General features: G+C 71.5%; 7 protein-coding genes and 1 pseudogene. 4 read left to right on the forward strand and 4 right to left on the reverse strand.

Features of this window, described 5'->3' with window-relative positions:
* Window positions 1–8 precede the first annotated feature (8 nt).
* From ACLQ24_RS03025 to ACLQ24_RS03040, 4 genes are all read right to left on the reverse strand, one after another.
* Complete coding sequence (locus ACLQ24_RS03025) at window positions 9–7493, reverse strand: hypothetical protein (protein WP_425888862.1); 7485 nt, start codon at window positions 7491–7493, stop codon at window positions 9–11.
* A 135-nt stretch (window positions 7494–7628) separates the two neighbouring features.
* Window positions 7629–8606: a carbohydrate kinase family protein gene (locus ACLQ24_RS03030; RefSeq protein WP_425888863.1), complete on the reverse strand. Its 978-nt coding sequence runs from the start codon at window positions 8604–8606 to the stop codon at window positions 7629–7631.
* Between the two features lie 192 nt (window positions 8607–8798).
* Window positions 8799–9167: an iron-sulfur cluster insertion protein ErpA gene (gene erpA, locus ACLQ24_RS03035; RefSeq protein ID WP_282257478.1), complete on the reverse strand. Its 369-nt coding sequence runs from the start codon at window positions 9165–9167 to the stop codon at window positions 8799–8801.
* 159 nt (window positions 9168–9326) lie between these two features.
* Window positions 9327–10466: a glycerate kinase gene (locus ACLQ24_RS03040; protein ID WP_425888864.1), complete on the reverse strand. Its 1140-nt coding sequence runs from the start codon at window positions 10464–10466 to the stop codon at window positions 9327–9329.
* Window positions 10467–10534: 68 nt separating this feature from the next.
* On the opposite strand from ACLQ24_RS03040, the gene nadA reads away from it, so the two are divergent.
* The 4 genes and pseudogenes from nadA to ACLQ24_RS03060 form a co-directional block, all read left to right on the forward strand.
* Window positions 10535–11710 carry a quinolinate synthase NadA gene (nadA, locus tag ACLQ24_RS03045; protein ID WP_425888865.1) on the forward strand — a complete coding sequence of 392 codons (1176 nt, stop codon included), beginning with the start codon at window positions 10535–10537 and terminating at the stop codon, window positions 11708–11710.
* A 212-nt stretch (window positions 11711–11922) separates the two neighbouring features.
* Window positions 11923–13278, forward strand: coding sequence for a UDP-N-acetylglucosamine 1-carboxyvinyltransferase (murA, locus tag ACLQ24_RS03050; protein WP_425888866.1), 1356 nt, complete (start codon window positions 11923–11925; stop codon window positions 13276–13278).
* Between the two features lie 113 nt (window positions 13279–13391).
* A complete protein-coding gene (locus ACLQ24_RS03055; protein WP_425888867.1) occupies window positions 13392–13988 on the forward strand; it encodes a DUF3043 domain-containing protein in 597 nt (198 codons plus the stop codon).
* 156 nt (window positions 13989–14144) lie between these two features.
* Window positions 14145–14327, forward strand: a pseudogene (locus ACLQ24_RS03060) (helix-turn-helix domain-containing protein); the annotation flags it as partial.
* Window positions 14328–14390: the final 63 nt, after the last annotated feature.

Consider the following 14390-nt stretch of genomic DNA (forward strand, 5'->3'; position numbering starts at 1 on the left):
AGCCGAACTCAGCAGGTGAGCACCGCCTGCGACAACCGTTCGAGCTGCTCGACGCGTCCCGGCATGCTGGCGGACAGGCCGGCGATCGCATCCACCCACCGCCCCTTCTCCTCCGGGGAGAATCGGCCCCGGTTGGTCTCGATGAAGGTCTCAGCATCCGCGAAGTTCCCGGCCCTGATCACCGGGAGCACCTCGAGCACCGACACCGCGACGGCGGGCATCGACGTGTCGCCGCCGACGGCGCTCACCATCGACACGAGGGCACCGGTGGTCAGCCCGACCCCCGTCGGTACGTCGAGCTGCCCCGCCAGGTCGAGACGGCCCACCGATTCGAGCAGCACCCGGGGTCGTCGCGCCTCGTCGGCGATCGCGTAGTCGAAGACGACGTCGGCCTGGCCAGCGGCGCCGAACTCCAGCACCGGCGCGAGGATGCCCAGCTCGCGTCGACCGGGCACCCGCTCGATCATTTTTTTGACCCGGTTGAGGTGGGACTTCATCCCGTCTGTCGACCATCGCTGCGCCACAGTGCGGAAGACCGTACGGCCGGCCGCCGGTTCCACTGCCAGGTCGACCGACCAGATCAACTCACCGAGCGCGTCATCGACGCGGGACACCGCCTCGGTGGGGCGCGCCAGTCGAGCCGCCGCGTCGAGCACCGCCGGGGTGATGTGGTCCCATGCCGCACTGTCCGGGAGGCCCCGGCCGCCTGGCCCCTTCCGCGACGCGGTCACCTTCCACCGGTGGCCCAACTGGAGGCTGTTCAATCCGGCGCTGACGGGTTTGTCCAGGGTCGGATGCAGGACGGCGGCACCGTACTTCGCCGCCACGTCGAGCACGTCGCCGTTCACCCTGCCCCGGGTGACGACCACCGGTAGCTGATCGCGCTGGGCGAACTGTTCGAGCAGGTAGTTCAGCGCGGCAAGATCAGCGTCGAGCACGGCGTGGCCGATCCTCGGGGCGTCCAGCAGGATGACCGGTTGCGCGGGCCGGGCGGCCGCCGGGATCAGTTGGTCGATGAGCTGGCGTGGGCGCGGCCCGTCGTGCGACGAGATCACGTACAGGTTGGGATGCGCGGCGATGGCGGGGCTGAGCCGAAGCGGCCACGTCGGCGGGCCGAACGGATTGAGCTGTCGACGCAGGACGGGGTACCTGTCCTCGGTGCGGAACGCGTGCTGGACCAGGTTCCACGATCGCGTGCCGAGGCCGGGCCGATCGACCCTGATCTGCTCGACGGCCCCGTTCAGCAGACGACCCAGGGCGTCCGGATCGTGCAGGGTCGCGCTGTCCCGCACGAGGAGTTCGTAGGTCGGCGCCGACCAGTGGCGCAGCCGCAGCACGATTTCGGCGGGCCCGTTGAGCGCCGTGTCGACCCGGAGGTCCAGCTCGGCGCTCTTCAGGTCACCGACCGCGATGTGCAGTTTCGTCGGCGAGATCACCGACACCCAGGGCTGCGGTCGCCCCTCGGCCGACGACATCCTGGCGATGCCGGCCCACAGGTGATTCGTCCTCTCCCGCTCGCGGTCGACGGCCACCCGGTACGGCGACAGCGGATCCGACTCGGCGCGCCGGAGCGCCGCCATCGACTCGACGGACTCGACGCCGCCCGGGCCGCTCTGCCCGAGGAGGTCGATCCGGCCGTGTCGGGATCGCAGAGCCGCGGCGATCGCCGTCCAGCGCGCCTGGCTCCAGGACCAGTCCGGTCCCGCCGCGCCCTGCCAGAGGCCGAGCTTGTCGAGGTGCAGAGCGAGGTCGGTACGGAGCAGCTCGCGGTCGGTGTCGTCGCCGACGGCCCAGCTCTTGAGCGTGTCGAGGTCGGTGAGGATCTCGTGCAGCGCGTCCACTTCGGCGCGGTCGGCGGCGGTCAGGTGCAGCGGTCCGGCCGCCCGGAGCGGTTGCCGGGTGAGGTGTCGCGGTGGTTGGCCGGCACGGGCCTGGTCCTGCGCCCATACGACGGCCCGTCGGACGCGCCGCCTTCCGCTGACCCACACGTCGCTGAACCCGTCGCGTTGCCAGCGACCGAACCGCTTGAGTACCCCCGCCTTGGGCGGCAGGTCGATCGGCGTGATCAACTCGTTCGCCACCGCCGCCTCGCGCAGGTTGTCCCGGAGAACCTGCACGAACTGCTCGCTGGAGCGGGGCTGGCTGCTCACCTCGGCGACGGCGCCGGCGAACCGTGCCGCCTGGCGGTGCCGAGGTTCGTGGGTCCGCAGGTAGGTCTCGCCGACGCCGGTGGCCGTGAGGACGCCGACGACAGTGAGGATCAGGGGCAGCGCCACCGGAGCGGCGATCATCCCAGCACCCGCCGCGATGCCGTAACCCAGCGCTCCGGCGGCGGTGGACGGCACATGCTTGTAGATCATCTGGGTACGTTTGGAGATCTCCGTGGGCCGGCCGACGAGCTGGTTGATCCTGCGCTGATCCAGGACGCGCGCGGTGTCCTGACTGAACTTCGCCAACCACGGGTAGCGCCCCGGATCGGCGGCGCGGGGCAGCACGCCCTCGGCCACGGCCTCGCCCCTGGCGATCGCGTCCAGCAGGGTCCTGACCACACCCAGCCGGAACCTGGCGTCCCAGGCCGCCACCGCCACCGCGTCGCGGAACTCGTGGTTCTTCAACGCGCTGAACCCGGCGCCGTAGGCCAGGCCTCGTCCCACGCCAGACAGGACACCGGCGTCCGCGAGTCCGGCCGCGCTGCCGGCGAGGTGACCGATCACCTGGGACGGCACCTGCGCGGCAGAGTACTGGATGCCGACGCGCAGCATGTGGTGCCAGATGTTCGGCCTCCCGTTGGGCAGTCCGCGATCGACCAGGTCGTAACTCTGCCGCCCCTGCTGCCGACCGAACATGCCGCCGAAGCGCTTGACCAGCCGACGGCGGTGCCGCAGGTCGGCGACCTTGTTGTCCACCTCCCTCCCGACCTCCTGCGCCAGCCCGTCCACCTGTCCGACGAGGTCGGCGAGGTCGGCCTTCAGGTGCTCCGGGGCGGGTATGCCCGAGTTGAGGGACTCGGCCCACCGCCCGTACAGCTCCAGCGCGTGGTGGAACGCGACCTCCACGTACTGGTTGCGGCGGTGATCCGGGCTGCCGCTCAACGCGCGCTCGAAGGCGCCCTTCGCGCGCCCCTCCCACAGGTCGAACACCCAGTCCGAGCCGGCGCCGGCCAGCAGACCCTGCCCGCCCTGCAGCGCGGTCGACAGGCCGGCCAGGTCCCACCGGTGCGCCTTGTGCGCCTCGGTGAGAACCTGCCCGTTCACGTCCAGCACCGCCGGAACGTCGAGGCCCACCAGACCGGTCACCAGACCTGAGGCAGCCGCCAGCGCCAACGCGGAGGGCGCACGCTTGGTCACCTGAGCGGTGGGCAGTCCGAGCACAGTCTTCACCGGCCGCCCCAACTCGCCCCACCGTTTGGGGGCCGTCAGTACCGCCTTGGACGCGGCGCTGCCGCTCACGCTGGCCGCCGCCGCGTCGGACGCCGCCTGGACGATGGTCTGTGCTCCCGTCCCGGCGACCGATGCTCCCATCAGCGCCATCGCACGCGGTGGGTCGTTGGTCAGCCCACCGGCGAACGTGGTCGCTACCGACGATGCGGCGACCATCCGCCGTGCGAGGTGGTCGGCGAAGGACGCCCTGCCACTCAGGTGGGCGGGCTGGTCCACGCCCCAGACCGCGGTGTCGGAGTGGCCGGGGTCCGCCACCGCGAGTTCATCGTCGATGGCGCGGAGCTCCGCCCGCAGCACCTCGGTGGTGTGCGGCATCGACAGGTGCTTCTTCAGCCATCGCTTCGGTCGGGTCGTGCCCCACGTGCTGCCGCCGAAGTGGATCCGCCGCAGGATCGTCCGTTTGGCGTGCAGGGCCTCCGCGCTGTCGGCCAGCAGGGTCCGGGTGAGACCGGCTGCCCCCTCGGTGGCGAGTTGGGCGAACAGCCCGGCAAAGCCGAGCACGAGGGACCTGTCGCTCGCGTCCGAGCGGATCTTCAGCCGATCGTCGACGAGCAGCGCGGAGTCGGTCAACGCGTGCGGCCACCGGTCCACGGGAACGACGTCGACGGGCACGGTGTGCTGTTCGGCGGAGAGCACCGGCCGGGTGCCGCCCGGCGCGGCGAACTCGACGGTCAGCGTCGCGGTGTCCAGGTCGATCGTCGCGGCGGGCAGGGCACTGCCGTGGGCGAGCGCCAGTCGCACCGCCGCCGCCGCGTACCCAAGGGTCTCCCGACCACTCCCGAGGTCGGTGCGGTGGTGCAGCATCATCCGACGGACCCGGGAGGGATCGGCGCGCCCGTCCCGGGTGAACCGACGCTGCATCGTGGCCAGCAGGTGCTCGCCCCGGCGCGCCGCGCCGTGGTGATCCCGGAGCACGTGCAGCGAACGCAGCGCGTCGACCACCGCCAGTTCCGCCGCCCGCCGTGGCCCGGACGTCACGTCGAGGCGGTGCACCGCCTCGACGACCGCGTCGACCATGGCCTGGTCCTGCGGGGTGAGCGCGTTCTGCCAGCGGGACCGGTTGGCCCCGGCGAAGCGCGGTCGCGGTTCGGATCGCCACGACGCGATGTGCGGGGCGGTGGCGTTCGACGAGGATGTCCGTCCGGCGGGCTCCGCCCTGAGGCCGTGGTCGAGATGCTGCTCGACGAGGTGACGGGTCGGCCGAACACGCAGATAGTGAGCCTGTTCGGGATGGTCGACCGCCCGGCCGTGCTCGTCCAGCCAGACCGATCCGCTCGGCGGCTGGGTCAGATACCGCGGCGGGGCGTCCGCTCTCGCCACGTCCACCGGAAGGCCGAACGCATCGGCCCGCGCCTGGGCGTCGAAGCCGTCCGTCAGGTCGGCGACCGCCGGCCGGTGCACCGCGACGTCGACCACATCCACCGGCTGGCGGAGAAGAGCCAACCGCGCCAGCCCGATGTCTCCCAGGTCTGGATTCGCTCGGAAGCGCACCTCCACGATCCGCTCCGAGCCCGGGCGTCGGACCGCGTCGCCCGCTTCGTCGGGAACCTGCGCGGCACCTACCCACAGCCCCGACGGCACCTCCACGACGGGGAGAGGGAAGAAATATCCCGGATCCGGGAGTATCCGAGGGGCCGACGATCCCACGGCCGACGTCACCTGCGAGAGCGCCGTCCGATACGCCGCGACGGCCCTGGCCGCGGCGCCGACGGTGGAGCCCCCGGTGTCCGCCACGGCGTCCCGGAACGCCCTCCACGCCCTGGTCGCCTCGGTCTTCGCCGCTGTGGCCGGCAGGCGATCCAGTGCCGCCGCGACTCGGGCGTCCAGGTGGTCGGCGGCCTCGCGGAGCCGCCCGACGGCCCGCCGGTCCGACAGTCCCGCTTTGACGATGGCGACCTTGGCGAGCGCTTCCGGATCGCGGGGACTCGACTTGAGCGCCGCCTTCGCGGTCTGTTTGGAGAGGCCGATCTCGAACTCCAGCCCCGTCTGGGCGCTCACCATCCGGGCGACGTGCGTCACCCAGGCGTCGGATTCCTTCGTGGTGAGCGTCGCTCGAACCTTGGGGCTCATCGTCCGGCCCGACTGGTCGTTGAAGATCAGGCTGTCATCGTCGGGATCGTAGTGAACCTCCCCACCAGCACGGTTGTCGCCGACCACGAACGCGCCATCGGGTCCGAAGCGTGCACCGACGGTGGGATGCCCGAGCCCGTCGAACTGCTTGCGCAGCACCTCCGGCGCGACAAGCGCCCCTCGGACCTCGCGGGCAGCCAGCATCTGTCGCAGCCGCTCCGGTGTCGGCGCGGGCACGCCGAGCTCCGCTATCAGGTCCGGCAGGTTCAGCACGGCGGTGAGGCGCTCGACTTCCCCGTCGGCAACCGGCGGTGGGACATCCTCGTCCGGGGTCTGGTCCACCGACCGCGGTTCGCCCCGCACCGCTGCGGCCACCGCCCGACGGGCGGCAGCGAGCCGGAACTCCTGCAACCGCGCCCACTCGCGCTCGGGCACGACCTGCGAGGCGTTCTCACTGCCGAACCACGGCAGTCCATCGGGCGTCACGGAGAACTGCCATGCGACACCCGGCGCGTCGGTGAAGTGGGCGGCGGTCAGCGCGGATAGCGGTGTCCACAGCGGGTTGACGCGGACCGCCAGGCCATTCGCGTTCCTCCCCGACACCTTGTCGGGCCGCGGTGGCCCGAACTCGCGTCCCTTGATCGACTCGGGCACCACCGTCGTCCCGAAGGCCCAGTCCAGATCCACCGAACGGCGCAGCAAGCCGTAGATCTCCACCGGGGCCAGCTGAAACAGCTGCGAAAGGTCGAAGTCCGGATGGTCCCGGAACTCGTTCCACCACTCACTCGTGGCATGCGGGCTCTCATCGAGTGCGGCAAGTCCCGACATCAGGTGAGCCTCGATGTCACCGGCCAGACGAAGCCGCAACGCCAACACCTCGTCGACGCGACCCTGAACCTCCCGTACCTGATGAATTCCCCCCCGATAGCTCACCACCGACGACAGCCAGTCGTTCAGCGCGGCGCGCACCGCCCCGGTCGACTCCGGTAGACCGCCCACCACCGCGCTGAGCGCGTCACGCCTCGCCGGCCAGTCGATCGGCAGTACGAAGCGTTGCGACTGGGCCGGCCCGTCGCCGACCGGATCTTCGGGCCGTACCTGTCCGCCGAGCCACAGCGTCCGCAGGCCCGAGTCACCCGGCATCTCGGCGATATCGTCGGTGGCGCCGATCAGTGTGGCGCCCACGGCGGCCAGTTCGGCCAGCAGAACGCCACGGCCCGCGGCGTCCAGGTGCCCGTGTCCCGCCTCCTGGAGCGCGTCCAGCAACCCGAAAGACTGCGGATACCCCTCACGCAGCAGCCCACCCGGGTCCGGACCGACCAACTGGATCGACGATTCGCGGTACTGCTGTCCGAACCGCTCGACGAGCTGATGCACCACGGCGGAATGCACAGTGGGTACGTCCCGGTCGGCGAAGGAACCGCTGGTGGCCGTCGAGAGCACGAACATGGGCAGGCGCGGCTCCGTCCGCTGTCCGGCACCGGCTCGGACGGCCGCTCGTACCGCCACGGCCAGATCGGGGAGAACCTGCTCCGACCTCTGCGTCCGCACCGGCGTCACGGCGTCTACGAGTAGGTGACTGGCCGGCAGGACAAGGACGTGTTGGGCGCCGTCGCCAGCCGGACCGATCGGCACCACGCGGCTGGTGTCCCCGCCGGTCAGCACGTCACGGGGCACCCGCACCGGCATGCGCAGCCGATCGGCCCGGGCGGTGGCCCGCTCGAAATCGATCTCGGCGAGGACGGACGCGGGCGGAGCGTCCACCATCCGCTCGACCACGGCCCTCGGCTGGGCTCGCAGGATGTCGAACGCCCGCGCCGAGCCGGCCGTGTCCTCGGCCCAGTGGACGAGGTGCAGACCGGGCACCGGCGGGGCCAGCAGCACCTCCGACGGCACCGGGTCCGGCCCGAGGCTCAGATGCATACCCGACGGAACCCAGCTCACGAGGAACTCGGGACAACCCCCGTCCAGGGTGCCCTTCATGACCACCTCCCGTTCGCCACTCGCGCCCGCAACAACGGGCTGTCGAGTTACCGGGAGGTGGCCGCGAGGTGGCCGCGAGCCGTCTGTGCGACGAAGTACCTCGCGCGTCAGACCGATCCCTGTCGGGATCCGGGGTTACGGGAGGAGGTGCGGGCGGACCTCGTCCGCCGCCACGTCGCCGTAGGACTCGGCAAGACGCTTGACGAACAGGTCGCGGCGTACGTCGTACTCCTGGGTGCCGACCGTCTCCAGGACCAGCGTGGCCAGCAGCGAGCCAACCTGGGCGGCCCGCTCCAGGCCGAGGCCCCAGGAGAGCGCGGTGAAGAAACCGGCCCGGAAGCCGTCGCCGACCCCGGTCGGGTCGACCGCCCGGATCTCCCGGGCGATGGGTACGTGGATGGGGTCGATGCCCCGGCCGGCGATCTCCACGCCGTCCTTGCCCAGCGTGGTGACCCGCACTTTGACCAGGTCCAACAGCTGCTCGTCGCTGAGCTGCGCCTTGCTCTGCAGCAGCGACTTCTCGTAGTCGTTGGTCATCAGGTACTCGGCGCCCTCGATCAGCGCCACCACGTCCTCGCCCGGCATCCGGGCGAGCTGCTGGGAGGGGTCGGCGGCGAAGGCGTACCCACGGGTGCGGCACTCGGCCGAGTGCCGCAGCATCGCCTCGGGGTCGTTGGCGCTGACCAGCACCAGGTCCAGTCCGCCGAGCCGGTCGGCGACGGGGGCCAGTTCGATGTTGCGCGCCTCGCTCATCGCGCCCGCGTAGAACGAGGCGATCTGACACATGTCGGTGTCGGTGGTGCAGACGAACCGCGCCGTGTGCGCCACCTCACTGATGTGCACGGAGTCACAGTCGACGCCGTGCCGCTCCAGCCAGGAGCGGTAGTCGGCGAAGTCGGCGCCAACCGCCCCGAGCAGCACCGGGCGCAGCCCGAGCTGGCCCATGCCGAAGGAGATGTTCGCCGCCACCCCGCCACGGCGGAGCACCAGGTCGTCCACCAGGAAGGAGAGCGAAACCTTGTGCAGTTGATCGGCGATGAGCTGGTCGGCGAAGCGACCCGGGAAGCTCATCAGGTGATCGGTGGCGATCGAGCCGGTCACGGCGATCTTCATGTCAACCCTCAGGGTCGGGAGCAGGGCGCGGTCAGCCTACCGGCCCGGCAATCCGGACGTGTCCGGTCGGTCGGGCAACGGCAACCGGCCGCTCACCTACCCGCCACGGGACCGTTTCCACCCATCACCCCGACACGACGACGGGGCCGTCCGGTGGGACTGCCCCGTCGTCGGTGGCGCGTGGTGGCGGCTTTAGTTGAACGAGTCGCCGCAGGCGCAGGAGTTGCCCGCGTTGGGGTTGTCGATGGTGAAGCCCTGGGCGTCGATCCGGTCGGCGAAGTCGATCGTCGCGCCGGCCAGGTAGGGGGCGCTCATCCGGTCGACGACGACCTCGACGCCACCGAAGTCGGTGACGACGTCACCGTCGAGCGAGCGCTCGTCGAAGAAGAGCTGGTACCGCAGGCCGGAGCAGCCGCCCGGCTGCACCGCGACCCGGAGCCGCAGGTCGTCGCGGCCCTCCTGCTCGATCAGGGCCTTGACCTTCTGCGCCGCGACGTCGGTGAGGACGACGGAAGTAGGGGCCTGGGCCTCGGTCGACTCGGTCTGCGCTGGCGTGGTCACGTGGAAGTCTCCCTGCGCGGTCTTGGGTCCGGACGAACTGGCCAACGTCACGCGCTGTCCAGTGATTCCCGGTTGTGGTCCAGTTCCGATCGTACGCCGCCGGGGCCGGACGTACCCGCGTGGCGGGACCCTCGCCCCAGGTGGGGCGGTGGGGAGCGCTCAGCGGCTCCACTGCCGGGCCAGTCGGGCGCCCAGCTCGCGCAGCCCGTCCGCGGGGCGGCTCAGCGCGGCGTCGAGCCCGCCGGCCGCCTCGCCGCCGAAGTGCTCCACCAGGCTGTACGCGTCGGTCACCCCGGCCGAGGCGGCCTCCCGCCGGCCGGTGCTGACCTGGCCGGCGACCACCACGCAGGGCACCCCACGGTCCCGGGCGGCCCCGGCCACCCCGGCGACGACCTTGCCGCGCAGCGACTGATGGTCGAAGGACCCCTCCCCGGTGATCACCAGGTCGGCGGTGTCCAGGGCGGCGTCCAGCCCGACGGCACGGGTGACCAGGCCGATGCCCGACTCGCAGTCGCCGCCGAACGCCAGGACGGCCGCGCCGAGTCCTCCGGCGGCCCCGCCGCCGGGCAGCGCGCCCAGCCCCGCCGGGCAGCCGGGCAGGTCGCGCTCCAGCACCGCCGCGAAGCGCTCCAGGGCGGCGTCGAGCAGCAGCACGTCGGCCCGGTCGGCGCCCTTCTGCGGGCCGAAGACGTTGCTCGCGCCGTGCAGGCCGAGCAGCGGGTTGTCGACGTCGGTGGCGGCGACCAGCCGGGCGCCCCGCAGCCGGGGTGCGCCGTCCAGCGCGTCGACGGCGGCGAGGGCCGCTCCGCCGTACGGCAGGGCCGCACCCGTGGCGTCGAGCGGTGTCACACCCAGCGCGGCCAGCATGCCGGCGCCGGCGTCGTTGGTCGCGGAGCCGCCCAGCCCGATGACCACCGTCCGGGCCCCGCTCTCCACGGCGGCGGCCACCAGCAGACCCAGGCCGTACGACGTGGTGGCCTTCGGGTCCCGCTCGGCGTGGGCGAGCAGGTGCAGTCCGCACGCCTGGGCGCTCTCCAGGTAGGCGGTCGCGCCGTCGGCGATGAGCAGGATCTCACCGGCGGCGGGTCGGCCCAGCGGATCGACCGTCGACACCGGTAGCCGCCGGCCGCCGAGCGCCTCGGCGAGCACCTGGACGAAGCCCGGCCCGCCGTCGGCGAGCGGCCGGATCAGCAGGTCGTCGTCGTCCGTGACACTGCGCCAACCGGCGGCCACCGCGGCGGCGACCTCCGGTGCGGGCAGGGTGCCGGCGAACTTGTCCGGGCAGAGCAGCACGCGCATGCCGAGCAGTGTGGCAGCCCACACCGAGCGGAGCTGCGGCGCGCTCGCGCTGTGGGACCATGGGCTACGTGACTTCGACCTGGGTGGAACCCTCCAACACGGCGACGGCTCTGCTGCTGCTCGGCCGGGGCAGCGACCCCGACACCGAGCGCGGCGTCGAGTGTCCGGGCGACCTGCCAGCGCCCAGCGATCCCGACCTGGTGGCCCGCGCCACGGCGGCGAAGGCGAAGCTGGGCAGCAAGGCCTTCGTGCTGGGGCACCACTACCAGCGCGACGAGGTCATCCAGTTCGCCGACGTGACCGGCGACTCGTTCAAGCTGGCCCGCGAGGCGGCGGCCCGTCCGGACGCGGAGTACATCGTCTTCTGCGGCGTGCACTTCATGGCCGAGAGTGCCGACATTCTCACCACCGACACCCAGCGGGTGATCCTCCCCGATCTGGCGGCCGGCTGTTCGATGGCGGACATGGCGGTGCTGGGTCAGGTCGAGGCCGCCTGGGACACGCTGACCGAGCTGGGCATCGCCGGTGAGACCGTGCCGGTGACGTACATGAACTCGTCGGCGGACATCAAGGGTTTCGTGGGCCGCAACGGCGGCGTGGTCTGCACGTCGTCGAACGCCAAGCGCGCCCTGGACTGGGCGTTCGAGCAGGGCCGCAAGGTGCTCTTCCTGCCGGATCAGCACCTGGGCCGCAACACGGCGGTGCTGGAGATGGGCATGTCGCTGGACGACTGCGTGCTCTACGACCCGCACAAGCCCGGTGGCGGGCGCACCCCGGAGCAGCTACGCGACGCCAAGATGATCCTCTGGCGGGGGCACTGCTCGGTGCACGGCCGGTTCACGCTGGAGAGCGTCAACGACGTACGGGAGCGGGTGCCCGGGGTCAACGTGCTGGTCCACCCGGAGTGCCGGCACGAGGTCGTCACGGCCTCCGACTACGTCGGCTCGACCGAGTACATCATCAAAATGATCGAGGCGGCGCCGGCCGGCTCGGCGTGGGCGCTGGGCACCGAGCTGAACCTGGTCCGCCGGCTGGCCCTGGCGCACCCGGACAAGCAGATCATGTTCCTCGACAAGGCGGTCTGCTACTGCTCGACGATGAACCGGATCGATCTGCCGCACCTGGTGTGGGCGCTGGAGGAGCTGGTCGCGGGTCGGGTGGTCAACCAGATCACGGTCGACGCGGACACCGCGCACCACGCGCGGGTGGCGCTGGACCAGATGCTCGCCCTCCCCGGAGCGTGATCACGGTCCGTGACGTCGCTGGTACGTAAAAGTGCCGGATCACCGATTAATGCCACACACTCCGGTCTGACCGAGTCCTTATTCGTCACCGAGGGCTATGCTGCCAGAGCGACGACGCGAGCGGGCCGTTTCGATATGGCCGCATCCGGGGTAGCGACAAGGTTCACGTTCCCCACCAACAACACAGCAGCACCGAAGCGCTGGAGGTTGCGTTGACCGACGACGTCCTGGTCGTGCATGGAGGCACTCCGCTCGAAGGGCGGATCCGCGTGCGCGGCGCGAAGAACCTGGTTTCGAAGGCGATGGTCGCCGCACTGTTGGGCGACAGCCCGAGCCGGCTGTTCGACGTGCCGAAGATCCGAGACGTCGAGGTGGTCCGAGGTCTGCTCGGTCTGCACGGCGTCAAGGTGACCGACGGCGCCGAGGACGGCGAGCTCGTCTTCGACCCGGCGAACGTGGAGAGCGCCAGCACGGACCAGATCAACGTGCACGCCGGCTCGAGCCGCATCCCGATCCTGTTCTGCGGGCCGCTGCTGCACCGGCTGGGACACGCGTTCATCCCGGACCTGGGCGGCTGCCACATCGGCCCCCGTCCGATCGACTTCCACCTGCAGGCGCTGCGGGAGTTCGGCGCGACGGTCGACAAGCGGCCCGAGGGTCTGCACCTGTCCGCGCCGAACGGACTGCACGGCACCAAGTTCGCGCTGCCGTACCCGAGCGTCGGCGCCACCGAGCAGGTGTTGCTGACCGCGGTCATGGCCGAGGGCGTCACCGAGCTGCGCAACGCCGCCGTGGAGCCGGAGATCATCGACCTGATCTGCATCCTGCAGAAGATGGGCGCGATCATCAAGGTCCACACCGACCGGGTGATCGAGATCCAGGGCGTACCGAAGCTGCACGGCTACACCCACCGGCCGATCCCGGACCGGATCGAGGCCGCGAGCTGGGCCGCCGCCGCGCTGGCCACCCGTGGTCACGTCGAGGTGCTCGGCGCGCAGCAGGCCGACATGATGACCTTCCTGAACATCTTCCGGTCCGTCGGCGGCGAGTACGAGGTCACCGACGCGCGCGCGCCGAAGCTGGGCGACCCGGGTCAGGAGGGTGGCATCCGCTTCTGGCACCCCGGCGGCGAGCTGAACGCCGTCGCGCTCGAGACCGACGTGCACCCGGGCTTCATGACCGACTGGCAGCAGCCGCTGGTCGTGGCGCTGACCCAGGCCCATGGCCTGTCGATCGTGCACGAGACGGTCTACGAGCAGCGGCTCGGCTACACCGAGGCGCTGAACTCGATGGGCGCCAACATCCAGGTTTACCGCGACTGCCTGGGCGGCACCCCGTGCCGCTTCGGCCGGCGCAACTTCAAGCACTCCGCCGTCATCGCCGGGCCGAGCAAGCTGCACGCCGCCGACCTGGTCATTCCGGACCTGCGGGCCGGTTTCAGCCACCTGATCGCGGCGCTCGCGGCCGAGGGCACCTCCCGGGTGTACGGCGTCGACCTGATCAACCGGGGCTACGAGGACTTCGAGGCGAAGCTCGCCGACCTGGGCGCGCACGCCGAGCGCCCGTAACCTCTCGCACCAATCGTTCGGCCCCGACGGCTCCAGATCGCGCTGCGACCTGGAGCCGTCGGCCGCCGTACCGCGATGTGCACCGGGCGCGGACCGTTGGCTACCCTTGCCGCGTGCCGTCGCTCTTTCGCCGCAAGTCCACCGACCTCGTCGACGAGGCCGTCACCTCGGTGACCCCCGAGGAGACCGCCGCCGACCGTTCCCGGGCCTACACCCCCGCCAAGGGGCGGGAGACGCCGAAGCGGCCGACGGTCGGCCGGCGTCCAGCCGGCCCGAGCCGTCCCCTCACCAAGGAGGAGGAGCGGGAGCGGCGTCGCCAACTGCGGTCGGAGGCCGCGGCCGATTTCCGCCGCGAGGGTGGCCCCCGCGACCGGGGCCCGGAGCGGCTGCTGGCGCGCAACGTGGTCGACTCCCGCCGTACCGTCGGCACCTGGTTCTTCGGCGGCGCGCTGATCGTGCTGATCGGCTCGAACGCGGCGATGCCGCCGGTGGTCCGACTGATCTCCAACGTGCTCTGGGGCGCCCTGGCCCTGGGCGTGGTCGTCGACTCGCTGCTGATCTGCCGCAAGATCGGCAAGCTGGTCCGGGAGCGCTTCCCGAAGACCGACCAGCGGATGGGCTCGCTCTACCTGTACGCCGTGATGCGGTCGATCACCTTCCGGCGTATGCGCGCTCCGGCGCCCGCGGTGAAGCTCGGCGACAAGGTCTGATCCCGGCGTCACGGCGCGGCCCGGGCCGCGTTGGGCATAGGACGTCGGGAAGCGTCCCGGCGGCGGCCGTTCGTTGTACCGTGCGCGTAGTCCATCACGGTGAACGGTCGCCCGTTGTTCGTGGCCGCGAACGATGATCCGGTGGAGCCAACACGCATGCCCGGAGAACCGGCTGCCCCGTCGGCCAGCATCGCCGCCGCCCTGCGCCGCGAACGCGAGCGCGCCGGTGTCTCGCTGACCGAGTTGGCCGCTCGGGCCGGGGTGGCCGCTCGGGCCGGGGTGGCCGAGTCCACGCTCTCGGAGCTGGAGTCAGGGGCCGGCAACCCGACCGTGGAGACGCCCCGTCCTCGTCCTGGAGCATCCCTGACCTGATGCCCTGGTCCGTCCCGACGGCCGGTGGGG

This window comes from Micromonospora sp. DT4 (genome assembly GCF_049841675.1).
In the GTDB taxonomy this organism is placed as follows: Bacteria; Actinomycetota; Actinomycetes; order Mycobacteriales; family Micromonosporaceae; genus Micromonospora.

What these genes read in the sequence shown, in the direction of transcription:
- ACLQ24_RS03025 (WP_425888862.1), bottom strand. Translation starts at nt 7,493, where the DNA reads ATGAAGGGCACCCTGGACGGGGGTTGTCCCGAGTTCCTCGTGAGCTGG.
- ACLQ24_RS03030 (WP_425888863.1), bottom strand. Translation starts at nt 8,606, where the DNA reads ATGAAGATCGCCGTGACCGGCTCGATCGCCACCGATCACCTGATGAGC.
- ACLQ24_RS03040 (WP_425888864.1), bottom strand. Translation starts at nt 10,466, where the DNA reads ATGCGCGTGCTGCTCTGCCCGGACAAGTTCGCCGGCACCCTGCCCGCA.